We start from the raw sequence: 23516 nt of genomic DNA, 5'->3' as shown, positions 1-23516 counted from the left end.
GATCCATGTCCAAAGCCACCCCAGCCACACGCGCGCTCACAGCCGCCAGTGTTCCCTTCACCGTTCACGCTTACGATTACGATCCCGATGCCGAGAGCATCGGCCTGCAGGCGGCTGCCGCACTCGGCGAGGATCCCGCGCGCGTGTTGAAGACGCTGATGGTGCTCGTCGACGGCAAGCCGGTCTGCGTCATCGTCCCGTCCGACCAGGAAGTCTCGATGAAGAAGCTGGCCGCTGCTGTTAGCGGCAAGTCGGCGCAGATGATGAAGCCGCCGGAGGCCGAGCGCCTCACCGGCTACAAGGTTGGCGGCATCAGCCCATTCGGGCAGCGGAAGCCCGTGCGCACCGTGATCGAGCAGAGCGCGCTCGCGCATGATTACGTGTATGTGAATGGCGGTCAGCGAGGACTACAGGTGCGGCTCAGTCCAGGCGATGTGCGGGACGTGTTGAAGGCGATCGTCGCGGAACTGGTCGCCTGAGCGCCGCGCTCTGCTACTGCTTTTGCAACAGCTTCAGCCGACAGCGCAGCGCTTCGCGGATGTGTGTGCGCGCGAGCTGCTCCGCTTTGCTGCCGTCGCGAACCGCGATGGCGTCGATGATGGCCTGGTGCTCGCGGTGGCTGGTCGAGGGGCGGCCCGATACGCTGAACGTGGTTGGACCGAGCAGGGCGATCCAGTCCTGCAACTCCCCCGAAGCGTTGTCGAGATAGCGGTTGCGCGCCGCGCGGCAGATCGCTTCGTGGAAGGCGCGGTTGAGCCTTGCCATTTCTCCTGCCATCTCGGCCGGGTCGGTCTCCGACACTTCGACAAAAGCCTGCTCGATATCCCGGAGCGCATCGATCTCGGGCGCCGAGGCGTGCTCGGCGGCGAGTCGGGCAGCGGCGCCCTCCATGATCTCGCGCATGGCGTAGAGTTCGAGCACCTCGGAGATGTCGAGGTTGCGCACGATCAGGCCGCGGCCGCCGGCAGGTTCGACGAACCCACGTGCCGCAAGCCGCCCCAGAGCCTCCCGCACCGGCGTGCGGCTGACCTTCAGCCGCTGGGCGACCTCTTCCTCGCGGAGGCGGTCGCCGGCGCGGTAGCTGCCGGCCTGCAGCGCCTCGCAGAGCGAGCGGAACACGGCTTCGCCGAGCGCCACGCCGCCGCGCGCGATCGAGCCGCCGGCCTTTGTCGGGCGTCTTGCCATGCATCCCCGTGGGCTCGCGCATCCTGCTCATGCAGCGATGGCGCTTGCTGGATCTCTGTATATCTTTGTATACAAAAGTGCGCAATAGCTAGCCGGATTGACCGGGGCCGCCGGCGGGCAGAATGTCTCCAACTTCGTCGCATCGGGCAGACGGCATGAGCAGCAAATACGATGTGCTGGTGATCGGCGGCGGCAACGCGGCACTGTGTGCGGCGATCAGCGCGCGACGCGGTGGGGCGTCGGTGCTGGTGCTCGAAGGCGCGCCGAAATTCTATCGTGGCGGCAACACGCGCCACACCCGCAACATGCGCTGCGCCCATGACGAGGCGACCGAAATCCTCACCGGCCCCTACACCGAGGCGGAGTTTTGGGAGGATCTCCTGCGCGTCACCGGCGGCCAGACCGACGAGGTGCTGGCCCGGCACATGATCCGCGAGTCCAAGGACATTTTGAACTGGATCGTGGAGCAGGGCGTGCGCTGGCAGCCCTCGCTCGGCGGCACGCTGAGCCTCGGTCGCACCAACTCGTTCTTTCTCGGTGGCGGCCGGGCGATGCTGAACGCACTTTATCTCACCGCCGAGAAGCTCGGCGTCGACGTCGAATACGACGCCGAGGTCGCCGACCTCGTGATCGAGGACGGCATGTTTCTCGCCGCCCGCCTCAAGCGGCCGATCAAGGGCGAAAACGAGATACGCGCGACATCCCTGGTCGCCGCGGCCGGCGGGTTCGAGGCCAACATCGAATGGCTGAAGCAATATTGGGGGGAGGCCGCCGACAATTTCCTGATCCGCGGCACGCCCTATAACCGCGGCTCGGTCCTGAAAATGCTGCTCGACAAGGGGGTGCAGGAGGTCGGTGATCCCACCCAGTGCCATGCGGTCGCGATCGATGCCCGCGCGCCGAAGTTCGACGGCGGCATCATCACGCGTCACGACTCCGTCGTGTTCGGCATCGTCGTCAACAAGCACGCGCAGCGCTTTTACGACGAGGGCGAGGACATCTGGCCGAAGCGCTATGCGATCTGGGGCCGGCTGGTGGCCGCGCAGCCCGACCAGATCGCCTACATCATTTTCGATTCCACCGTGGTCACGAGCTTCATGCCGACGCTGTTCCCTCCGATCGCCGGGCAGACCGTGGCTGAGCTCGCCGGCAAGCTCGAGCTCGATCCGGCCGCGCTGGAAAAGACCATCACCGAATTCAACGCCGCGGTGCAGCCCGGCACTTTCGATCACACCATCCTGGACGACTGCCGCACCGAAGGCATCACGCCGCAGAAGTCGCATTGGGCACGGCGGATCGAGGCGCCGCCCTATCTTGCTTATCCGGTGCGGCCCGGCATCACCTTCACCTATCTCGGCACGCGTGTGACCAGGGAAGCGCGGATGCTGATGGCTGACGGCAAGCCGTCGGCCAACATGTTCGCGGCCGGCGAGATCATGGCCGGCAATGTGCTCGGCAAGGGTTATGCCGCCGGCATGGGCATGACCATCGGCAGCGTGTTCGGACGGATCGCGGGACGGGAAGCGGCGAATTATGCACGGAACTAGGATTCTCGACGAATCGGACCGCCTGATGACGGTCTGCAATTCCTGCCGCTACTGCGAAGGCCTTTGCGCGGTATTTCCCGCCATGGAGATGCGGCGCGCCTTCTCCGACGGCGACCTCAATTATCTCGCCAATCTCTGCCATGGCTGCGGCGCATGCTACGTCGACTGCCAATTCTCGCCGCCGCATGAATTCAACGTCAACGTCCCGCAGACGCTGGCGGTCGCGCGCGCGGAATCCTACGCGGCCTATGCCTGGCCGCAGGCGCTGTCCGGGGTCTTCGCGCGCAATGGCCTCGTCATCAGCATCGTCGCGGCGCTCAGCATGGCCGCCTTCATCTTCGGCTTCGCGGCCCTGAACGACCGCAGCGTACTGTTCGGCGTGCACACCGGCCCCGGCGCGTTCTACAGGTTGATGCCGCACAACGCGATGGCGGCGTTGTTCAGCGCTGCCTTCCTTTATGCGATCTTCGCGCTGGTGATGAGCGTGCGTGCGTTCTGGCGAGACATCGGCCCGCCGATCGGCGGCCGTGCGGACGGCGACTCGATCTTCCAGGCGATGCGCGACACTGGTGAGCTGCGCTATCTCCATGGTGGCGGCGTCGGCTGCTACAACGAGGACAACAAGCCGACCGACCGGCGCAAGCTGTATCATCACCTGACCTTCTATGGCTTCCTGCTCTGCTTCGCCGCGACCACGGTCGCCACGCTGTATCACTATCTGCTCGGCCGCGAGGCGCCGTATCCGTGGTGGGATCTGCCCGTGGTGCTCGGCACGCTCGGTGGGGTCGGCCTGATCATCGGGCCAATCGGCCTGTTCGTCGCCAAGATACGGCGCGATCCTGCACTGCTCGACGAGCAGCGCTACGGCATGGATGTCGGCTTCATCGCCATGCTGTTCCTGGCCGGCTTCACCGGCATGCTGCTTCTGCTCTTGCGGGAGACCGCCGCCATGGGCCCGCTGCTGGCGCTGCATTTGGGTGCAGTGTTCGCGCTGTTCATCACAATGCCCTACGGCAAATTCGTGCACGGCATCTATCGCTTCGCGGCGCTGGTGCGTTATGCGCAGGAGCGGCGCGGAGAAGCCGGGTCTTAAGAGTCAGGCGGTGCGGAAGCGGCCGTCGCGCAGGAAAGCGATCGTCTGTTCGATCGCGGCGGCGTGACGCGGAAGTCCGGTATGGGACGCCTTCACGACGATATGGTCGGCCATGCCGGCTACCATCGTGCTTTGCACTGAGACCCGTCCGTCATTTGGCTTCGGCAGAACGATGAGACCGGCGATGGGATCGATGAAGCGGTTTCCCGCGATCACACCGACGGGATAGTCCACGGCGGGCAGGGCGTCGGTCCGGGGGGTGGACGTGGTGGTGAGCTCGAGTCCGGCGGGTCCGTAGAATGTGCTGTAGAGGCGATATCCGCTCAGGAGATCGGCGACCTCGCTGCCGCCGTTCGGCGTGCCCAGCATCACCACTCCGGCAAGCCGGTCCGGACGGTACTTTGCGATGTAGGCGCGCACCACCAGACCGCCCATCGAATGCGCAACGAAGTGGAGCGGCGCATCACGTTCGGCGAAGCGGGCGACTTCTGGGTGAATATCGTCCGCGAGCGCGGTGATCGGCTTGCGGCGACTGGCATAGTCGATGTTGCGCGTTGCGAAGCCGCTGGCCCGGAGCGCCCGTTCCAGTCTGGTCAGGGACGCCGAGGTTCGCGCGATGCCGTGAAGCAGAACCACTCCCGGGCATCGCGCCTCGCCTGATTGAGGCGCTTCGTGCATCTCGCTTATGCCACCTCGCGCTCTGGCCCAGACGCCTGCTCGCGGGCCATCATCGTCGCGGTGACGTAGTCGGTCTTGCCGGTGCCGAGCAGTGGCACCTTGTCCACCACCATGATCGCCGCGGGAACGGTCAGCTCGGACGCGCCGATCGCCTTGGCCTGGCCCTGCATCGCACTGCGCTCTGCAACCTTCTCCGTCGTCAGGAGGACGATGCGCTCGCCCTTGCGCGGGTCCGGGATCGACACGGCGACCGATGCGGCCTGCGGCCACAGGGTCGTCGCGATGTTCTCGACCGCGGACAGCGAGACCATTTCGCCGGCAATCTTGGCAAAGCGCTTGGCGCGGCCCTTGATGGTGATGAAGCCGGCCGGGTCGATCGCGACAATGTCGCCGGTGTCGTGCCAGCCCTCGGCGAGCGGTTCGAGCACGCCGGGGTTTTCGGCCCTGAGGTAACCGAGCATCACGTTCGGTCCGCGCACCGAGAGGCGTCCGCCGTCCTCGATGCCGGGGACCGGATCGAGGCGGCTTTCCATCAGCGGCGACAGGCGGCCGACCGTGCCGGGACGATTGGCCATCGGCGTGTTCATCGCCAGCACCGGCGCCGTCTCGGTGACGCCATAGCCTTCGAGGATGCGGATGCCGTAACGCTCCATAAAGACCTGCCGGGTGCGATCCTTGACCGCCTCGGCGCCGGCGATCACCAGGCGCAGGGTGCGGAAGTCATAGGCATGCGCCGAGCGGGCGTAGCCGGTGAGGAACGTGTCGGTGCCGAACAGGATCGTGGCGCCGGTCTGGTAGATCAGCTCGGGCACGATCCGGTAGTGCAGCGGCGAGGGGTACATGTAGATCGGAATGCCCGCGAGCAGCGGCATCATCATTCCGCCAGTCAGCCCGAAGGAGTGGAACACCGGCAGCACATTGAACACCTTGTCATTGGCATTGGCATCGACCCGCGCCAGCGCCTGTGCGGCGTTGGCAAGGATATTGCGGTGGGACAGCACCACGCCCTTCGGCGTGCCTTCCGAGCCCGACGTGAACAGCACGACGGCCGGGTCGCTCGCCTGGCGGACGACGCGCGGCGTAGTACCGGCGAGCAGGCCCTTGATCTTGTCGGCCGTGCCGATCGAGGCGCGGACGTCCTCGAGATAGACGACGCGAACTTCCGCGGAGATCGCCGCCATCAGCTTGTCGAGCTTGCCCTTCTCGATGAAGGCCCTCGACGTCAGCACCGTCTTGACCTGCGCAGCCTTCATGGCGGCGAGCACGTTGACCGGGCCGGCCGAGAAGTTGAGCATTGCCGGCACCCGGCCGATGTTTTGCAACGCCATGAAGACGACGGCGACGCCTGCGGAATTCGGCAGCAGCACGCCGACATTCTCACCGATGGCGGTGCCGTTCTCCAGTTTGCGGCTCAAGACCTGCGCGCCCAGGATCAGCTTGCGATAGGTCAGCTTGGTGCCGAGCGCGTCCTCGACGATGACCTTGCCGGTGTCGCGGTCGCGATAGGCATGTCCGAGCGCCTCGAAGAGGGTGTGATTGAGCATGGCGTTCTTCACCATGGCGTCGATCATCACGTCCTGAAGTGCTGCGCCCGCGGCATTGCGGCGCGCCTTGCCCTTGAGCGACGGATCGACCGGAAGCTTGACCGGCGGCAGGATGGTGACGGTCACCCGCGGAAACCACGAGCGCTTGATCTGGCTGCCGTTGAGATAGCTGAGATGCGAACGCTGGGCGCCTTCGATGCGGACCGGGACGACGACCGCGTCGGCCTTGTCCGCGATCATCGCGGTGCCGTCATAGACCTTCATCAGCGAGCCGGAGACGGTGATGCGTCCCTCCGGAAAGATCACCACCGGCTCTCCGGCGGCGACGAGCTTGATGAGGTCGCGCGCAGCCAGCGGCTTGGTGGGGTCCATGGTGTAATGCTTGACCACTCGCAGGAACGGCTTGGCCCACCAGGCCTTGGCGATGCCGGTATCGACCGCGAAGCTCGCGTCGATCGGCAGCACGGCGTGCAGCAGCGGGCCGTCGATCAGGCTGACATGGTTGGGCGCGATCAGCATGCGCGTGCCAGCGGGCGGCAGGTTCTCCAGCCCGCGGACCTCCGTGCGGAACAGCGCGCGGAACAGCAGCCCGCCGAAGTCGCGCACGCCTTCCTTGCCCCACTTCGTCAGCACGAACCAGACTGCGCCGAAGCTGGCGACGCCGAGGCCGAAGAAGATCCAGCCGACGTGCAACCCGCCGGCCTGCAGCAGCGCGACGAACAGCGAGCCGGCCACCATGAAGGCGGCCTGCAATACGTTGCCGGCGGCGATGATGCGGGCGCGCTCGGAGGGGGCGGACCAGGCCTGGACGGCGGCGAAGGACGGAACGACGAACAGCCCGCCGCCGAATGCAAAGGCGACGAAGTCGATCAGCATGCGCAGGCCCGCGAACGAGGTCGCGAAATCGGCAGCGGTGATGCCCTGGCCCTTGGCGGTCACGCCGATCGCCAAGGCGAGGTCGATGCCGGCAAACCCCATCATGATGGCGCCGATCGGCACCAGCGCGAGGTTCGGGCGAACGTGGCTCAGATTCGCGGCGAACAGCGAGCCGATGGCAATGCCGATTGCGAAGATCGCGAGACACAACGTCACCACGCCCTCGGTACCACCGATGACCTCCTTGACCAGCGCCGGCAGCAGCGAGAGCACGATGGCACCCACCAGCCAGAACCAGGAGACGATCACGGTGCCGTCCCACAGCCGGTGGTCGGCGTGCAGCGTCTTCAACAGGCCGAGCGTCGAGGTCCAGGGATTTGCGTTGACCGGCAGATCGGGTGCAGACGGCGTCGTCGCGGGAATGCGGGAGGCGAAGGCCCAGGACAGCAGGGCCAGCACGACCACGGCCGATGCGACCCAGCCCATATGCGCGGAGCCGGCCACGAACTGGCCGCCGGCGACGGTGCCGAGCAGGATAGCCATGAAGGTCGCGCCTTCGACCAGCGCGTTGCCGGTCGCGAGCTCGCCGAGCTCAAGCTGGTCCGGCAGCATCGCGTATTTCACGGGACCGAACAGCGCGGCGATGACGCCGAACAGTGCGAGTGCTGCAAACAGCAACGGCACCGAGTGCAGGAAAAAGCCGGCCGCGGCAAAGCCCGCCGCAAAGATCTCGGCGAATTTGAGCCGCCTTGCGACGACGGATTTGACGTATTTGTCGGCGAGCTGGCCGCCGAGCCCGGACAGGATGAAATAGGGGAAGATGAAGACGGCGCCCGCGACCGTCACCAGCGCATCTCCGTGGCCGGTCGCGGCACTGTAAAGCAGGATGATGACAAGTGCGTTCTTGAGCACGTTGTCGTTCAGCGCCGAGAAGAATTGCGCCCAGAACAGCGGCGCGAAGCGGCGTGACGACATCAAATCCCTGATCATGACTAGTCCTGTTTTGGAAAGGCTGCCTGAAGTTTCATTGTCGGATGGACGTTGGGTCCAGAGGATATGCGACGGGCTATTGTGGGTTGACGACAGTCGCCCCGGCCTGCTCTGCGCGCTTACCTTCCGATCCTGTTGGTCTCCGCGTGGCGTGGTTTGGTTCGCAATGGTTCGGTTGCGGCCTTATCCAGGCAGGCCGCGCCTGCCAGGATATTGCCCCGGGCGATGAGCGAAACCTGAACCGCATCGTCGAAGGCCGCGGCATCGGCTCGAATGTCGAGACATGGTAAGTCCTTCCTTGCGGCTTGATATTGCATTCGGGGCGACCCGAACGTGGCGGCTGCGCTCGCCTCAGGTGAGATGGGCGAGGCGGCGAAACGGCGAGAGGCGGCCGAGCAGGCTAAGGCGGCGGCCCTCATGACGGGCACGGCCGCGGTGGCCCGCCACATCCGGAAGGTCGCGCGGCGCTCGGTCAGGACGCCGGCAATATCGCAGGCATTTGCGATGCGATCGATTGGCCCCATCGCGAACCGCAGGAGGCCGCGGCCAAATCCGGTCACGAGAGCTGTGGCGTCATCGACGAAGGTGGAGGCGATATCAACAGTGAGGGTTTGCATTTTGCAGGTCTCCGGGTTAACTTGAACATTGTTCAAATGAGTATCCTGAAAATGAACAATGTTCAAGACGAATCATTGCGGGACCGAAAAAAATCTCGACGGCGGCAGCAGATCGTGGAGATCGCTCGCAGCATTATTGCAACTAAGGGCCTGAAATCATTGAAAGTCCGGGATGTCGCGGACGCCGCCAGCTGCTCGGTTGGGAGTGTCTATAATGAGTTCGGCGACTTCGACGGGGTGATCCTGACCGTGAATCGGGAGACGGTTGAGGCGCTGACGGTGCGGCTCGGCCAGGTTCCTGCCGAGGATCCCGTTCGCCAGCTCTACGGGCTGGCGGCGACCTACCTCGAATTCTTCGCGGGGCACGCCAATCTGCTGCGCTCGCTGTTCGAACATCGGATGGAGGACGACCGCCCTTACCCCGATGACATCCTTCAGATGGTGATGGACGCCTTCGCGTTGATGCACGCGCCCCTGGTGCGGCTGCTTCCGAATGCAGACGACGTGCAGATCGCGCTGCTGTCACGCACCCTGTTTTCCGCCGTGCACGGGATCATCTCGCTCGGCCTCGAAGAGCGCATGCTGGCCGTGCCACCGCAGATGCTGCGCCAGCAGGTCGAGCAATTTCTGGATGCGCATCTCGCGGGGCTCGGGATTCTGCCACTACGATAAAGCGCTGAGCGCTGCTATGCGCTGGCGGCCTTGCGCTGCCGCGAGGTGACGACGACGACGTCCGTCGTCCCGTTGTCGACCTGAACACGGTTGCGTCCGTTCTCCTTGGCGCGATAGCAGGCGGCGTCCGCGCGCCGCATCGCGTCCTCGAGCGTGGTGTTGCCGTTGGTAATACAGGCAACGCCGATGCTGGCGGTCACTGCAAAGCAACGATCGTCCCAGGCGAAGACGGATAGCTCGAGCGACCGGCGCAGCCGTTCGGCGATATCCACGGCGTCGTACGGCGTGCATTGCGGAAGAATTAAGCCGAATTCGTCACCGCCGAGCCGGGCAACCAGGTCATGCGGCCGCCGCTCCTGTTGCAGGAGACGCGAGATCTGGCAGAGCAGGCGGTCGCCGGCGAGGTGACCGCAGCTGTCGTTGACGTCCTTGAACTGGTCGAGATCGAGCAGGATCAGGCCCAGCGAACCCGCCGCGGTGTCGTCCAACTCGCTTTGCAGGCGGGCCTCGAATGCGCGGCGGTTGGACAAGCCGGTCAGCCAGTCGTGCGACGCCTGCCAGGCCAGGCGCTCCTTCTCGGCCTGCAGGGCGTCCTCGAAAGCCTCTCGTTGTAGCACCAATCGCCGCGTGTGCCAGATCAGGAGCAGGATCAGCGTCATCGCTGTGACGATATTGACGCCAGTCAGCGTCATCTTGATGGCGCGCGAGCCTTCGCCGAGAACGGTGGAGAACCGCTTGGCGTGCACCGTGAACTGAGTGTTGAGCTCCGAAAGCCGCGACGACAATAATTGCAGGCGGTTGCCGTCCTGAACCGGCCCGCTCTTCAACTCTGACCGGATGACCTCGCCGAACACGCTCAGCTCCAGCAGCATCGGGTCGGTGGCAGCCCACTCGCGGATCGCTTCCTTGAGAAAGCTGACCTGTTTGAAGTAGCGAAACAGCCAGATCAATCCCGGCACGTCATCGGCATGGTTGCCGCCTTGCAGGAAGCCGATGCGGGCGGCCTCGACGTCGACCGGATCGCGCTCGAGCGCCCAGCGCGCGAACTCGTCGCCGATGGGAACGGCCAGCGAGGCCTGATATTGCGCAAACTGGCTGGCGTCGCCCGAATGCAGATAGAGATTGAGGAAATAGACGGCGTTCTTCTGCGAGCGCGACCACAGCGCTTCGCCCGCGACATAGGCGCGGACCGAGGACATCACCTCCAGGCTGAACCCGGCGATCGCCGCCTGCAGCAGGACGACCGTGACGAAAGGCGAGACAAGCTTGATGACATGAAGGAAGTTTCGTCCCTTCGTTGACGGCGCTGTTCTGCGAAACACTTTGCGTTCCCCAAGTCGCTCAACGACCCCAGCGGAGCGATCCGCTCATAACGCGGATTACCCACGAAGGGTGCTTAACTCGACTTGAAAATGCCGGGAGACTGCGTCGCAGGGTGAAGGCACTGTGAAGTGGATGCTTGCAGATCGTTGCAAATGCCGTCGAACCGGAACTGACGCGGCATCGGGGAGCTGATGTCTCGCATGCGCCCCAAATGGTTTACCCGATGGAGAGAGATTGGCTTGGCGCTAGACCAGGACCGGCTTGCGCACGCGGCCGGCGTCGCCGAAGACGCGCAAATAACGTTCGATCTCCGAAGGCAGGCCGGTGGCCTTCTCGGGATTGTCGGAGAGCTTGACGGCCGGATGTCCATCGACCGACGACACCTTGCACACCAGCGAAATCGGATCGAGATTGAACGAGCCGTCCGGCGTGCAGCCGACGAAATCATTGGTGAGATTGGTGCCCCAGCCGAACGAGAGCCGCACGCGCCCGGTGAAGTGATGGTAGGTCTCCTCGATCGAGCCCACGTCCATCGCGTCGGAGAAGACCAGCAGCTTGTCTCTGGGATTGCGGCCCTTCTGCTCCCACCATTTGATGATCTCCTCGCCGGCCTGGATCGGCGGCGCGCTGTCGGGACGGAAGCCGGTCCAGTCGGCGACCCATTCCGGCGCATCGCGCAGGAAAGCCTTGGTGCCGAAAGCGTCGGGAAGCGCGATCAGGAGGTTGCCGCCATAGGTCTGGCGCCATTGGTCGAGGATGCGGTAGGGCGCCCAGCGCAATTCCTCGTCGTCCTTGGCCAGCGCAGCCGCGACCATCGGCAGCTCATGGGCGTTGGTGCCGATCGCTTCGAGATCATTGTCCATCGCGAGCAGCACGTTGGAGGTGCCGATGAAGGACGGGCCGAGGCCCTCCTTCACGGCCTCCACACACCAGCGCTGCCAGAGGAAGCCGTGGCGGCGACGGGTGCCGAAATCGGAGAGCCGGAGGCCATCCAGCTTGCGCAAGCGTTCCACCTTGGTCCACAGCTTGGCCTTGGCGCGAGCATAGAGCACGTCAAGCTCGAAGCGGCCGCGGCCCTTCATCGCTGCGCGCGAGCGCAATTCGTTGAGGATAGCGAGCGCAGGAATCTCCCACATCGTGGTATGGCTCCACGGCCCGTGGAAGTGCAGCTCGTACTGGCCTTCGACCTTGCGAAGCTCGTATTCGGGCAGCCGGAATTCGGCGAGCCAGCGGATGAAGTCCGCCGAGAACATGTGGGTCTTGCCGTAGAAAGTATTACCGGCAAGCCAGATCAGCTCTTTCTTGGTGAAGCGGATAGTGCGGGCGTGGTCGAGCTGAGCGCGCAGTTCGCCCTCGTCGATGATTTCGGCGAGCCGGACATGGCGCGACCGGTTGATGACCGAGAACGTCACCTGCTGATCCGGGTAAGATTCCCGAATCATTTGCAACATCAATAGCTTGTAGAAGTCGGTATCAAGCAAGCTGCGGATGATGGGATCCAGCCGCCAGCTGTGATTGTAGGTCCGGCTCGCAATGTCGGTCACTGTCATGGGGGGAATTCTAGCGTGGCGGCCCCGGCGCAACCAGTGGGTTTGACGGGGATCAGGTTTTCGCGGGGGCGGGGTGCGAGGCCGTCGCCGCCACGGTCTCGAGCTGGCTTCTGATCCAGCGATGCGCCGGATCTTTCTGATAGCGCTGGTGCCAGACCATGAACATCGGCAGCTCGGCCAGGGTTCGCGTGCGCGAGGCCAGCGGAATCCGCACCTGCGCGAAGTCGTGCATCACGCCGGGCGCCAGCAGGCTCGGCATGCTCGCCAGCATCTGCGAGCCACGCAGGAAGGACGGCACGCCGGAGAAGCTCGGCACGGAGATCGCGATGTCGCGGTGGAAGCCGTTGGCCGCAAGCCGGCGATCGAAGTCGAGCCGCTCATTGTCAGTGTAGACCACCGTGATGTGACGCGCCGCGAGATAGGCGCCGCGCGTAGCCGGCGCGGCACGCGCTTTGGGGTCGTAGTAACAGACATAATGGTCTTGCAGCAGACGCTTCTGCACGATGTCGACGCCGGACGGCGGCAGCGGCGTGATCAGCAGGTCGCAGCGGTTTTCGCGCAGCATCGCCGGCGAGGGCGACTGCGAGGGGATCACGCGCAGGTTCAGGCTCGTCACTTGCGCGGCGACGTGATCGAAGAACCGCGGCAGCAGCAGGTCGCGCTGAAAGTCGTTCGCGGCGATTGTCAGCGAAAGCTGCGCGCTCGCCGGCGCGAATGTGACGCCGCCGGCAAAGCTCCGCATCTCGTCGATCAGCGCCCGCGCCTTTGCCGCGAGTGCCTGGGCGTGCGCCGTGGCCACAATGCCGCGGCCGGATTTGGCAAACAGCGGATCGCCGACGATCCGCCGCAGCTTGTTCAGGGCGTGGCTGACCGCCGATTGCGTCAGGCCGAGCCGCGTTGCGGCCGCCGTCACCGAGCCTTCTTCCAGCACCGCCAGAAACAGCTCCAGCCCGTGGCCATCGAGCGCCAAATGATCGATTTTGTTCATAGAATTCATTATAATCGATCTATTTATCTTGAGAATAGCCCGGGTCATCATCTCCCGATAAGCCGTGCGCCCAACGGGGCGCCAGAGGGAGAGACAACGCCGATGCATGCCCAGGCGCCAGCCTTGCGGGATCCCCGCCTCAACCGCCCCGAGCCGTTCACGCCGCCGCTCGGTGACGGCGACTTCTTCCAGCGCGACCGTTCCATGCATCCGCCGGCGCACGCGCCAGGCTACAAATCCTCAGTGCTGCGCTCGCCGCGCCAGGCGCTGCTGTCGCTTGAGAACTCGGTCTCGGAGATCACGGGGCCGGTGTTCGGGCACAACGACCTCGGCCCGCTCGACAATGATTTGATCCGCAACTACGCCAAGGACGGCGATCCCGTCGGCGAACGCATCATCGTCCACGGCCGCGTGCTGAACGAGACCGGCCGCGGCGTACCGAATACGCTGGTCGAGTTCTGGCAAGCCAATGCCGGCGGCCGCTACCGGCACAAGAAGGACACGTATCTGGCGCCGATCGATCCGAATTTCGGCGGTTGCGGTCGCGCGCTGACCGACGACACCGGCTACTATTATTTCCGCACCGTGAAGCCTGGACCCTATCCCTGGCGCAATTACGTCAACAGCTGGCGTCCCGCTCACATCCATTTCTCGGTGTTCGGCTCGGGCTTCGCACAACGTCTGATCACCCAGATGTACTTTGAGGGCGATCCCCTGATCCCGGTCTGCCCGATCCTGACGACGATCCCGGACAAGGATGCGCTGGAGCGCCTCGTCGCGCCGCTCGACCTCAACGCATCGACTCCGTTCGACTCGCTCGCCTACCGCTTTGACATCGTCTTGCGCGGCCAGCGCTCCACTTACTTTGAAAATCGCACCGCAGGGAACTAGGTCCATGCCGCAGCCGCTCAACTACCTCAAGGAAACCGCCTCGCAGACGGCCGGGCCCTACGTCCATATCGGCCTGATCCCGGCCATGGCCGGCTTCGACATTTTCGAGAAGAATTTTTGCAACGTGCTGGTGACGCCGAACACGCAAGGCGAACGCATCACGCTGGAGGGCAGGGTGATCGACGGCAGCGGCACGCCATTGCGCGACGTGCTGCTGGAGATCTGGCAGGCGAACGCGGCCGGCCGCTACAACCATCCGGCCGATCGGTCGACCGGCGCGCTTGACGAGGAATTTCGTGGCTGGGGCCGCGCCGGCTCCGACTTCGAGAGCGGTCTTGTCACCTTCGAGACCATCAAGCCGGGCGCGATCATCGACAAGACGGGCCGCAAAGGCGCGCCGCACATCAATGTCTGGATCGTCGCGCGCGGTATCAACATCGGTCTGAATACGCGCCTCTATTTCTCGGACGAAGCGGCCGCCAACGCCGCCGACCCCGTGCTCAACCTGATCGAGCAGCCGGTCCGGCGCTCGACGCTGATCGCAAAGCGCAGCGAACGCGCCGGCAAGATCGTGTATTCTTTCACGATCAATTTGCAGGGACCGGAAGAGACGGTGTTCTTCGACGTGTGATCGTCTCAGGTCTCGTCGCCGTGGAGCCGCGCGCGAAAGGCGCGCGGTGACACGCCCGTGGCGGCGGCGTAGACCCGGCTGAAATAGGCGGGGTCTTCGAAGCCAAGTGCATAGGCGATCGTCGAGACCGGCAAATTGGTGTAGACGAGGTTGCGCCGCGCCTCGCGGATCAACCGGTTGAGGATCAGGTGCGAGGCGGTGTCGCCGGTTGCTGCCCGCGTCACCCGGTTGAGATGGGTCGGCGTGATCGACAGCGCGCCCGCATAGTCCGCGACGCTCCAGCGTTCCAGATGATGCTGTTCCAGCAGCGCCTCGAAGCGGCGGAATAGTCCGCTTTCAGCCGTTCCGACGTCACCGCTCTCGCTGGTGAGCGCGCGGGCCACCAGCCCGATCATGGCCGCCGACAGCGCACGCAGCACATGCGCCCGGCCGAAATCGCGCGCGGCGTGTTCGGCAAAGATCTGCTTCATGGTGGTCCGGATCTGCGGCGTGCCGCGTATCACGGCCGAGCGCGACAAGGCACCGCGCAGTCCTTCGGAGGCGAGCAGCGCTTCGTCCAATATTTCCGCGGCGATGGTCAGCACCCAACCCTGGGTATCAGGCACGAAACGGAAGCCATGGACGTGGCCGACAGGCACGTTGACGATTTGCATCGGCTTCAGCTGCACCACGCGCCCGTCGAGCGTGGCTTCGCCGCCGCCGCGCTCGATCAGTAGCACCTGGTGCAGCCGGGCATGGCGGTGCACAGCCAGCGTCCAGTCGTGCAGCACCGAGCGCGACGCTATCGTCTCGCAATGCACGACATCGGGCAGATCGCCGGACTCGCCGAACAAATTGTAGACCCGGATTGCCGGGGCGGGGGCTGCGCTTCTCATGTTCGAATAGTACAAGACAAAGACGAAAGCCTCCATCGGTCGGCGGTGCTGAATCTGCAAGAAAGTGCCGAGGAGGACGCAAAAATGAAAGTTCAGGTCTGTATCATCGGCGGCGGGCCGTCCGGGTTGCTGTTGTCCCAGCTCCTGCACCTCAAGGGCATCGACACGGTCGTACTGGAAAAATACAGCCGCGACCACGTGCTTGCCCGGATCCGTGCCGGCGTGCTCGAGCACGGCTTCGCCAGGCTGATGCGCGAGGCTCAGTGCGGCGAGCGGATGGACCGCGAGGGCGAAATCCACAAGGGATTCGAGATCGCCCATGACGGGGTGCTCTCCCAGATCGACCTCCACAAGCACTCCGGAGGCAATTCGGTGCTGGTCTACGGCCAGACCGAGCTGACGCGCGACCTCTACGAGGCGCGCGACCGTCTCGGCGGCAACGTCGTGCACAATGCCGAGGACGTGATGCCGCATGACCTGACCTCGGACCGGCCTTACGTGACCTATCGCTCGAATGGCGAGACTGTCCGGGTCGATTGCGACTATATCGTCGGCGCCGACGGCTTTCACGGCGTCAGCCGCAAGTCGATCCCGAAGGACGTGCTGCGGGAATACGAGAAGATCTATCCGTTCGGCTGGCTGGGCGTGCTGTCACGCACGAAACCGGTGTCGCCGGAGCTGATCTACGTGAAGCACGAGCGCGGCTTCGCGCTGTGTTCCTTGCGGTCGCAAGTACTGAGCCGCTATTACGTCCAGGTGCCGCTCACCGACAAGGTGGAAGACTGGAGCGACGATGCGTTCTGGGCCGAGCTGAAGCGTCGTTTGCCGGACGAGGTCGGCGGCCGCCTGATCACGGGACCGTCCATCGAGAAGAGCATCGCGCCGTTGCGCAGCTTCGTCGCCGAGCCGATGAGCTACGGTCGCCTGTTTCTCGCCGGCGATGCCGCCCACATCGTGCCGCCGACCGGCGCGCGCGGGCTGAACAGCGCGGCCTCCGACATCTATTATCTCTACCACGCCATGCTCGCGCACTATCAGAACGGCGATGATTCCGGGCTCCAGGGCTATTCCGCCAAGGCGCTGGCGCGGATCTGGAAGGCGCAACGCTTCTCGTGGTGGATGACGATGCTGCTGCATCGCTTCCCCGACCGGCTCGACTACGAGGACCGGCTCCAGCAGACCGAACTGGAATATCTTCTCTCGTCCGAGACGGCACAGCGCCTGCTCGCGGAGAATTATGTGGGGCTGCCGTTTTAGCGTGGAGTGGACCCGAAAAGCGGTGCGACGCTGCGCTACTTTCCTTCTAGGATGTTCACCGGCGTCCAGTCCGACCCCGGTGGATTTGTAGCGAGCACAATCGCGCGCTTGCCAAAAAGCGCTGACGCCGGATCCATTTCCGCCGTTTGCCCGAACGCATCGGCCGCCTTCGCAAACTCCCTTGCCCGCCAGCACGCCAGCCCTTCGGCATACGCGGCGGCAACCTTCGTCTGCCCGGCACTCTCCGTGCCCTTCTCCGCGATTGGCTCGAACACCTTGATCGCCTCGCCGCGTCCTATCACTTTGATGGCGTCGAGCTCGCGCCAGGTGAAAGTATTGCCTGTCTGCGCGACAGTCGTTTCCGAGGCCATGATTGCGGTGCCGTAGTATTTGTTGGCGCCTTCGAGCCGCGAGGCGACGTTCACGGTGTCGCTCATCACGGTGTAGTTGAAGCGGCGGCGGGAGCCGATATTGCCGACCACGGCCTCGCCACTGTTGAGCCCGATGCGGTGCGACAGGCCGTGGCCGGCGAAAGCGGCGCTGCCGGCGTTGAGCTCTGCCAGCTTTTCGTGGCATTTCAGCGCGGCATGGACGGCGTGGCGCGCATGCGCGGGATCGTCGGCGGGCGCACCGAACATGGCGACGATGGAATCGCCGATATATTTGTCGACATAGCCGCCATGGCTCTCGATGATGTCGGTCATGGCCGACAGATATTCGTTCATCAGCGTCACCAGTTCGCCCGGCGTCATCGTCTCGGCGATGGAGGAGAAGCCGCTCAGGTCGGAGAAGAACATGGTGACGTTGCGCATTTCGCCGCCGAGCGCCGGCATCTTGCCGGAGGCAACCATGGTGTCGATCACTTCGGGGGCGAGATAGAACGCAAAGCTCTTGCGCAGGAAACGCTCGTCGCGATCGGCCAGCACGAAACGGTAGCCGATCATCATCGCGAGCGCGGCAAGGCTTGCGAGTGCCGGCTCCGTCAGCGGCAGCGCCAAGGCATGGACGAATGCACCAACGGCCACAGCGGCGTAAACGGCGGTGAGGCCGAACCAGGCGATCAGTGCGCCACCCGGTGCGAGCACGCAGGCCGCGCAGGCCACGATCGCTGCGAACACCATGGTAAGAATGCTCCGCAATGGAAAGCCGAGCTCGGTCACCGCATCGCGTTCGATCAGATTTCGTACCGCGTTGGCATGCACGAAGACACCGGCGATGTCGCTGCGGGCCTTTTGTGCGGTGCTTGCCGGGGCGGGCTGGGCGCATCGTGGCCCCGGCGTTCCGTCATGTCCGCCGGACAGTCGCACCGAGGTGAGTTTGCGATCATCGAAATTCAGGGCGGTGCCTAGCAGCACGACTTTGTCGCCGAAGGCGCGGCGAAAGAAATCGCGATCGCCCTTTTCGACGCAGGCCCGAAGATCGGTGAAGGAGAAAGTCGGGATGTCGCGGCCCAGTCCTCGAAAATTGAGCGTCAGTGTGTTCGGTACCGCGCTCGGAATTGCATAACCGGACAATTCGGTCGCTCCGGACGGTCCAATCTCTGGCTTTCCAGCGAGCGCGCGCGCGGCGAGCTCGACCGCCATCGCGGGGACCGGCTTGCCGTCGATCGAGAAGCTCAGCGGCATCCGCCGGATCACGTCGTCGGTGTCGGTATGGACGTTGAGGGCGCGGATATTGTTTCTCACCGCCAGTTGCTGCGCGCGGTCCGGCCTTTCCTGATGGTCGTTGCTCAGGATCTCGCCGAGCACCAGCTTGCCGCTGTCGGCAAGCTTCCGCAGGGCGATAAGATAGTCCCGATCGAAGCCTCTCATGCGGCTGCCCAGCGACGCGTCGCCGAAGGGAATCTCCGACTGCTCGATCGAGCTCGGGAAGATGACGTCGAAGCCGATCGCCCGGGCGCCGCCGTCGTCGATGCTGCCGAGAACCCTGCCGATCTCGCGCGTCCAGGTCTGCGTTGGCGATCCCTTGAACGGCGGAGTGTCGTAGGTCTCGCCGTCGATGGCCACGACAACGACCGGTGATGTCGCGGGATCGCGGTGGTCGCCGACGAGCTTGCCGCGCAGTGCCGTGAGGATGTCGAGCGACAGGCCCTGCAGCGCCTGGAACGGCGGAGACGTGACGACGGCGCCTGCAAGAAGCGCAATCAGGATCGCTGCAACGATGTCCCGTCTGCCGATCCGCCGCATCGCCCCGTCGCTAGCCGCCTATTCGAGCCGCAGCAGGCGTCCGACGATCGGCGTCGGCGACGACGTGGCGCTGGAATCGACCTGGAAGGCGTAACGCTTGGTGCCGAGGATGGCGAGATAGCTGCCGCCCGGCGTCAGCGACTTCCCGGCCTTGGCGAAGTCATAGAACTTGCCTCCGACCATGGTCTCGCTCTTGAGCGGCACGCTGATCGTGGGCTCCTTGCCATCGGTGCGTTCGATCACCAGGGTGCTGCCGCTCTTGGCCTGCACCAACGGTGCGACTCCGTAGAGCGTCGGCAGCTTGGCCGGAGCGCCACCCTTGGCGTCCGACCGCATGGTGCGGAAGGTCGTCGCGGCACTCTGGTTCGCCTCGCGCTCCGACAGTTTTGCCGCGTTGGTATCGCAGGGCACCTTTTCCCGCTTGACCTCGCCGAGCTGCACGGTGCTCTGCTCGGTGCCGACCATGACGACGCCTTCGCTGATGGTCTCGCGCTGGCACGATTTGAGATAGCTGAGCGTAATGGTTGCCTTGGGCCCCAGCTTGATGATCTTGCCCGGCGCCACATAATCCATGAACGCGACACCGTCGACCTTGCCTTGCACGTCCTCGACGATGGCGGCCGGGCTCTCCGCCAAACCCGGGGCAGCAAGACAGCACGCGCCGACAACAGCGCCGATCAGGCTTTTCATGGGAATTCTCATCCAATTCGACCGATACTTGCCCGGTCCCCATCCAGGCCCGATGCTTAGCAGCGAAACGCCCAGGCAAGTGTGACCGGAATCACTCTTAGATATTGGTGCACTCTATCAGGAAGAGGTTCAAATCAGCGACCGGAGAAAACAGTGCGCCGGGAAGCTGTTGGCCGGATGGATAATTTCATTCGGCTGGGACGGCCTCGACCGGGTGGCCCTCCGCTGCACTCTCTATATCCACAATGGGCGGGAGCGTCGCCTCGGTCTTCTGATATGGCGTCGCCTGCTGACCGGCTGCAATCTCGACCACTTCCTCCCAGCGCGACAGGAAGGCTAGCTGTCACGAACTGGCTGAGTTGATAGCGGTTATATGCAAGCTGCCAAACGAGGTCGGCAAGCCGATCGTTTTTAGCGCGATATGCAACGAGGTCCAGCTTTCTTGCCCGCTGCGCGGGGGAGCGTGCGCTCGCCCGCGTCGCTGCGCGTCGGCAGCAATTTGACTGGCTCGCTTTGCAGGACGTTAACCGTGGCGGAATGCTCCCCGCGCGGGTCATTGTCGCGCCCCAGAGTTGGTTGCAAATACGTTTGGGTTTTACGGTGGATGTTTCCATGCTGAGAGACGGCAAATATGCGGCCTGGTTCAGGACCCCGCGCGGTCAGGGCACCGGCGTCGTGCATCTGGCGGAGGGACGAATCTCCGGCAGCGACAGCTTCTTCACGTATGGCGGCTCTTATCGAATCGACGAGCAGCGCTTCACGGCGGTTCTGACCACGCGGCGACATGCCGAGGGGCCGCCGACTGTGTTCGGGCTCGACGAAGTCGAGGTCAAGCTCTCGGGCGTGTGCAGCGGCGCGATGGCGACCTGTTCCGGGACGGCCGAGCAGGCGCCCGGTGTGACCTTCGAGGCGACGCTCATCTACAGCCGGGACGAGGCGCCGGCCGTTGACGCCAGAGGTGCGGTCGTGAAGCTCAATGCCGACAAGCTGCCCAAGGGGCTCGACGGCCGTTCGCGATCGCGCCATCCGTTTGCGCCGGGATCGCTCGGGTCAGAACGGAATAGACCATAAGGCAACGTCTTATCCCGCCCGATCGACTTCGACGATGTTGTCAGGGCTGCTTAAGCGGATGAGCCCTCTGGTGCCAGGCCCAGGCGGTGCGGATCACAGTCGGCAGATCCGAATGTCGCGGTACGAAATTCAGCACTTTTCGCGCTGCGGAGGGATCGGCGACCAGATAGGTGGGGTCGCCGGCGCGGCGCGGTTTGACGGTGTGGGGCACCTCGCGCCCGGTCTCCTGCCTGATGGCGGTCAGGATTTCCCGCACCGAAAAGCCGGAGCCGGTGCCCAGATTGAAGCTGCCGCCGGCATTCCCTTGTTCGAGCAGTTTCAGCGCCGCGACATGCGCGGCGGCGAGGTCGGTGACATGGATGTAGTCGCGGATCGCGGTGCCGTCGGGCGTGTCGTAGTCCTCACCGAACACGGCAAAATCGACATGGCCCTGTAACGCCATCATGGCGCGCGGAATCAGGTGGGTTTCGTTATCACGCAATTCGCCGATGCCGCCGGCTGGATCGGCGCCGCTGGCGTTGAAATAGCGCAGGCAGAACGCGCCGAAGCCGTAAGCCGACCGGTAATCGGCCAGCATGCGCTCGATCATCCATTTCGATGCGCCATAGGGGTTGATTGGCGCGCAGGGGAAGTCTTCCGGCAGTTCCTTGGAGTCTGCATTGCCGTAGACGGCGCCGGTCGAGGAGAACACGATACGATGGCAACGCGCATTGCGCATCGCCTGCAATAGCGACAGCGTGCCCTGCACATTGTTGATGTAGTACTTTTGCGGGTCGGTCATCGACTCGCCGACGAGGCTCGCCGCCGCGAAATGCATGACCGCCGTGATTTTGTGGTCGGCGAAGGCGCGCGCCAGCGTGGCGCCGTCGAGCAGATCGCCCGTTACCAGCGGGCCGGCGACGAAGCCGCGATGGCCTGTCGACAGATTGTCATAAACGACGGGCTGATAGCCGGCCGCGGTCAGGGCGCGGCAGGCATGCGAGCCGATATAGCCCGCGCCTCCCGTAACGAGGACAGTCGGTCGGTCGGTCATGTCTGCTTACCTCGAGGTGAAATCAACGATCATCCATGCGCCCGCGGCCAGCACCAAATCGGCACACAGCACGAGCACCGCAAGCGTCAGCAATGCAGGACGTTTGCGGCGAAGCCGGCTTAAAGCGGTGCCGAAGACGGGGACATGCCGCGTGGCGCCACGGGACACGACATCACTCAAGGAGAGGGCTTCCGAGTGACCTGTCCCAATGCGATTGCCTCAGTTCAACAGTTGATCGATCTGGTGAGCATAGATCGATCTTCGCTGTATGCAACCCACCGGGGGCTCGGCACGATTGTCCTTCTTCGTTTAGCTCGCATTGACCCTATCGCTGCGAAACGGTGGGCAGGCGCATCGCGGCAACCGAAGCTTTAAGCACGAAAAATAAGCTGAGGCCGAGTAAAGGAGAGACTGAAACATGGCACAGATCTGGATGACTTATGACGAACTCGCCGGGCTCAGTGGCTGCACGCCTGCCGAGGCCAGAATGCGGGCCATCCATTTGTCACTTGACCGCCGCAAAAGCCGCGATGGCGCAACCCGCGTCAAGCTCGATCTGGCGCTGACGGCTAAATTTCTCGCCTCTGTCCGGGACGCCGATTTTGATCTGGACGGCGCCATCGAGGCGCTCCAGGCCACCCATCGCCAGATGGCAGAACTCCTGACGCCGAACCAGTTCCCGGGCCGGCGCCGCTCGGCTTAGCCGCCCGCATGCTCCGAACAGCTCGCCTGGAACGGGCAAGGCCGAGGCGACCTACGATACCGAAGCGAAAACCCTCACCTATACGGTCAGCTTTGCCGGCTTGACCGGGCCAGCCATGGGGCACATTTCCATGCCCCGTGGACTCCGGCAAGAACGGCGGCAGCGTGCTGCCGTTCAAGTCGGTGCAAAGCCCGATTCAGCGGAGCGCAACGCTCACTGAAGCTCAGGCTGCGGATCTGCTGACCGGGAAATGGTACGCGAACATTCATACGACCGCGAACCCGGGCGGTGAACTACGCGGACAAATGATGAAACAAGGAAGGCAGCTTCCCGATGCAGACGTGCAGGCCATGCATGTGCTCAGGAGGGAGGCCTCGGTAAGAAGGCCAGGATTGTTTGAGCGAGGAGGACCCCGACGGTCCCGCCTGCTGCTTTTTGCAGCACGTCTAGGAAACCCGGATCACGATCGGGCGTCATTGCTTGCAGGATTTCGAGCCCCATCGCGACCGCCACGACAAGCGCGCAGGCGAGGGTGAGCCGACCGGGCAACAGGAAGGACAAGAGAAATCCCAGCAACCCGTAGGCGCTGAAGCGCTCGATCACGACGACCCAATATGCCTCGTGATGACCGATAAGCACGGGTCTGCCCGCCAGTCTCGCAAGCGTGGCATAGATGATGAGCGCGAAGCAGATTCCTGCGGCTGCGATGAGGTGGTTGCGGCGCATTGGACGACCATAGCGGGATGGGAGCCAAGCCGCGTTGAAAGATGAGAGTATCGTTAAGGCTGACCAACCCGTTGAATCTCGGGAACGGCCGTGGGGCGGAGACCTTTACTTCTCCGCTCTCAAGTTCTAGCGGCCCATTCGATGGCGGAGGGAAGCGGGTGCGGGATTGTAGGGCGCAATGGGAGCCTGCCGGGTGCTGCCACCATGCTGTGGCCGGGTGGCTCGCAAACGCAAGACCACGAAGGCGATATTGATAGCCAACCAGACCAGGATGACGGAAATGGCTAGATGTGCCACGGCCAGACCTCGCGATGAAGTTGAGATCAACGCAAAGGCGCGCGTTCTGTTCCCTGGCGAACAGGGCTAAAGCGCCTAATTCAGCCGCTGGAA

Annotated in this window: 22 protein-coding genes and 1 pseudogene; 10 read left to right on the top strand and 13 right to left on the bottom strand. The window is 64.1% G+C overall.

Annotated features, from left to right (window positions below):
• The first annotated feature begins 5 nt into the window (after positions 1-5).
• A complete protein-coding gene (gene ybaK, locus ABIC03_RS35740; protein WP_354065185.1) occupies positions 6-479 on the top strand; it encodes a Cys-tRNA(Pro) deacylase in 474 nt (157 codons plus the stop codon).
• Positions 480-492: 13 nt separating this feature from the next.
• Here ybaK and ABIC03_RS35735 read toward each other — a convergent pair whose 3' ends face one another.
• A complete protein-coding gene (locus ABIC03_RS35735; RefSeq protein ID WP_354065183.1) occupies positions 493-1185 on the bottom strand; it encodes a GntR family transcriptional regulator in 693 nt (230 codons plus the stop codon).
• A gap of 155 nt (positions 1186-1340) precedes the next feature.
• Here ABIC03_RS35735 and tcuA point away from each other — a divergent pair, with 155 nt between their 5' ends.
• Both tcuA and tcuB read left to right on the top strand, forming a co-directional pair.
• Complete coding sequence (gene tcuA, locus ABIC03_RS35730; RefSeq protein WP_354065181.1) at positions 1341-2732, top strand: FAD-dependent tricarballylate dehydrogenase TcuA; 1392 nt, start codon at positions 1341-1343, stop codon at positions 2730-2732.
• Positions 2719-3825 carry a tricarballylate utilization 4Fe-4S protein TcuB gene (tcuB, locus tag ABIC03_RS35725; protein WP_354065179.1) on the top strand — a complete coding sequence of 369 codons (1107 nt, stop codon included), beginning with the start codon at positions 2719-2721 and terminating at the stop codon, positions 3823-3825. Before tcuA ends, tcuB begins: the two co-directional genes overlap by 14 nt.
• 3 nt (positions 3826-3828) lie before the next feature.
• On the opposite strand, the gene ABIC03_RS35720 is transcribed toward tcuB, so the two are convergent.
• The 3 genes from ABIC03_RS35720 to ABIC03_RS35710 form a co-directional block, all read right to left on the bottom strand.
• Positions 3829-4503: an esterase/lipase family protein gene (locus ABIC03_RS35720; protein ID WP_354065177.1), complete on the bottom strand. Its 675-nt coding sequence runs from the start codon at positions 4501-4503 to the stop codon at positions 3829-3831.
• Positions 4504-4508: 5 nt separating this feature from the next.
• Positions 4509-7913, bottom strand: coding sequence for an acyl-[ACP]--phospholipid O-acyltransferase (locus ABIC03_RS35715; protein ID WP_354065175.1), 3405 nt, complete (start codon positions 7911-7913; stop codon positions 4509-4511).
• 119 nt (positions 7914-8032) lie between these two features.
• Complete coding sequence (locus ABIC03_RS35710) at positions 8033-8596, bottom strand: hypothetical protein (RefSeq protein ID WP_354065173.1); 564 nt, start codon at positions 8594-8596, stop codon at positions 8033-8035.
• Between ABIC03_RS35710 and ABIC03_RS35705 the strand changes: the two genes are divergently transcribed.
• Positions 8582-9202 carry a TetR/AcrR family transcriptional regulator gene (locus ABIC03_RS35705; protein WP_275172223.1) on the top strand — a complete coding sequence of 207 codons (621 nt, stop codon included), beginning with the start codon at positions 8582-8584 and terminating at the stop codon, positions 9200-9202. The genes ABIC03_RS35710 and ABIC03_RS35705 overlap by 15 nt on opposite strands.
• Positions 9203-9216: 14 nt before the next feature.
• Here the strand turns inward: ABIC03_RS35705 and ABIC03_RS35700 are convergent, their stop codons facing one another.
• The 3 genes from ABIC03_RS35700 to ABIC03_RS35690 all read right to left on the bottom strand — a co-directional run bounded on the left by ABIC03_RS35700 (position 9217) and on the right by ABIC03_RS35690 (position 13072).
• Positions 9217-10524 carry a GGDEF domain-containing protein gene (locus tag ABIC03_RS35700; protein WP_354065171.1) on the bottom strand — a complete coding sequence of 436 codons (1308 nt, stop codon included), beginning with the start codon at positions 10522-10524 and terminating at the stop codon, positions 9217-9219.
• A 246-nt stretch (positions 10525-10770) separates the two neighbouring features.
• Positions 10771-12075, bottom strand: coding sequence for a nicotinate phosphoribosyltransferase (gene pncB, locus ABIC03_RS35695; protein WP_354065169.1), 1305 nt, complete (start codon positions 12073-12075; stop codon positions 10771-10773).
• A gap of 52 nt (positions 12076-12127) precedes the next feature.
• The gene (locus ABIC03_RS35690) at positions 12128-13072 is read right to left on the bottom strand and encodes a LysR family transcriptional regulator (RefSeq protein ID WP_354065167.1); all 945 of its coding nucleotides are present in this window, start codon (positions 13070-13072) and stop codon (positions 12128-12130) included.
• 93 nt (positions 13073-13165) lie between these two features.
• Here ABIC03_RS35690 and pcaH point away from each other — a divergent pair, with 93 nt between their 5' ends.
• Together pcaH and pcaG are read left to right on the top strand one after the other, a co-directional pair.
• Positions 13166-13954 (top strand): protocatechuate 3,4-dioxygenase subunit beta, encoded by a 789-nt coding sequence (pcaH, locus tag ABIC03_RS35685; RefSeq protein WP_354065165.1) that lies wholly within the window; start codon positions 13166-13168, stop codon positions 13952-13954.
• 4 nt (positions 13955-13958) lie between these two features.
• Complete coding sequence (pcaG, locus tag ABIC03_RS35680; RefSeq protein WP_354065163.1) at positions 13959-14585, top strand: protocatechuate 3,4-dioxygenase subunit alpha; 627 nt, start codon at positions 13959-13961, stop codon at positions 14583-14585.
• Between the two features lie 5 nt (positions 14586-14590).
• On the opposite strand, the gene ABIC03_RS35675 is transcribed toward pcaG, so the two are convergent.
• Positions 14591-15496 (bottom strand): helix-turn-helix domain-containing protein, encoded by a 906-nt coding sequence (locus tag ABIC03_RS35675; protein ID WP_354065161.1) that lies wholly within the window; start codon positions 15494-15496, stop codon positions 14591-14593.
• A 48-nt stretch (positions 15497-15544) separates the two neighbouring features.
• On the opposite strand from ABIC03_RS35675, the gene pobA reads away from it, so the two are divergent.
• Positions 15545-16717 (top strand): 4-hydroxybenzoate 3-monooxygenase, encoded by a 1173-nt coding sequence (gene pobA, locus ABIC03_RS35670; RefSeq protein WP_354065159.1) that lies wholly within the window; start codon positions 15545-15547, stop codon positions 16715-16717.
• A 35-nt stretch (positions 16718-16752) separates the two neighbouring features.
• On the opposite strand, the gene ABIC03_RS35665 is transcribed toward pobA, so the two are convergent.
• Together ABIC03_RS35665 and ABIC03_RS35660 are read right to left on the bottom strand one after the other, a co-directional pair.
• Positions 16753-18903, bottom strand: a complete 2151-nt coding sequence (locus ABIC03_RS35665) for a CHASE2 domain-containing protein (RefSeq protein ID WP_354065157.1) — start codon at positions 18901-18903, stop codon at positions 16753-16755.
• A gap of 18 nt (positions 18904-18921) precedes the next feature.
• Entirely contained in the window at positions 18922-19593 is a 672-nt protein-coding gene (locus tag ABIC03_RS35660) for a hypothetical protein (protein ID WP_354065155.1), read from the bottom strand.
• Positions 19594-20205: 612 nt separating this feature from the next.
• On the opposite strand from ABIC03_RS35660, the gene ABIC03_RS35655 reads away from it, so the two are divergent.
• The gene (locus ABIC03_RS35655; protein ID WP_354065153.1) at positions 20206-20664 is read left to right on the top strand and encodes a hypothetical protein; all 459 of its coding nucleotides are present in this window, start codon (positions 20206-20208) and stop codon (positions 20662-20664) included.
• Positions 20665-20704: 40 nt separating this feature from the next.
• On the opposite strand, the gene galE is transcribed toward ABIC03_RS35655, so the two are convergent.
• Complete coding sequence (galE, locus tag ABIC03_RS35650; RefSeq protein ID WP_354065151.1) at positions 20705-21697, bottom strand: UDP-glucose 4-epimerase GalE; 993 nt, start codon at positions 21695-21697, stop codon at positions 20705-20707.
• A 6-nt stretch (positions 21698-21703) separates the two neighbouring features.
• Positions 21704-21877 carry a hypothetical protein gene (locus ABIC03_RS35645; protein ID WP_354065149.1) on the bottom strand — a complete coding sequence of 58 codons (174 nt, stop codon included), beginning with the start codon at positions 21875-21877 and terminating at the stop codon, positions 21704-21706.
• 238 nt (positions 21878-22115) lie between these two features.
• Between ABIC03_RS35645 and ABIC03_RS35640 the strand changes: the two genes are divergently transcribed.
• The gene (locus ABIC03_RS35640; protein ID WP_354065147.1) at positions 22116-22400 is read left to right on the top strand and encodes a hypothetical protein; all 285 of its coding nucleotides are present in this window, start codon (positions 22116-22118) and stop codon (positions 22398-22400) included.
• Between the two features lie 16 nt (positions 22401-22416).
• A pseudogene (locus ABIC03_RS35635) lies at positions 22417-22696 on the top strand (CHRD domain-containing protein); the annotation flags it as partial.
• Positions 22697-22760: 64 nt separating this feature from the next.
• Here ABIC03_RS35635 and ABIC03_RS35630 read toward each other — a convergent pair.
• The gene (locus tag ABIC03_RS35630) at positions 22761-23126 is read right to left on the bottom strand and encodes a VanZ family protein (protein ID WP_354065145.1); all 366 of its coding nucleotides are present in this window, start codon (positions 23124-23126) and stop codon (positions 22761-22763) included.
• Positions 23127-23516: the final 390 nt, after the last annotated feature.

Origin of the sequence: Bradyrhizobium sp. RT6a, from assembly GCF_040547675.1 — a bacterium.
In the GTDB taxonomy this organism is placed as follows: domain Bacteria; phylum Pseudomonadota; class Alphaproteobacteria; order Rhizobiales; family Xanthobacteraceae; genus Bradyrhizobium.
This window is presented reverse-complemented; position numbering and strand designations above follow the sequence as displayed.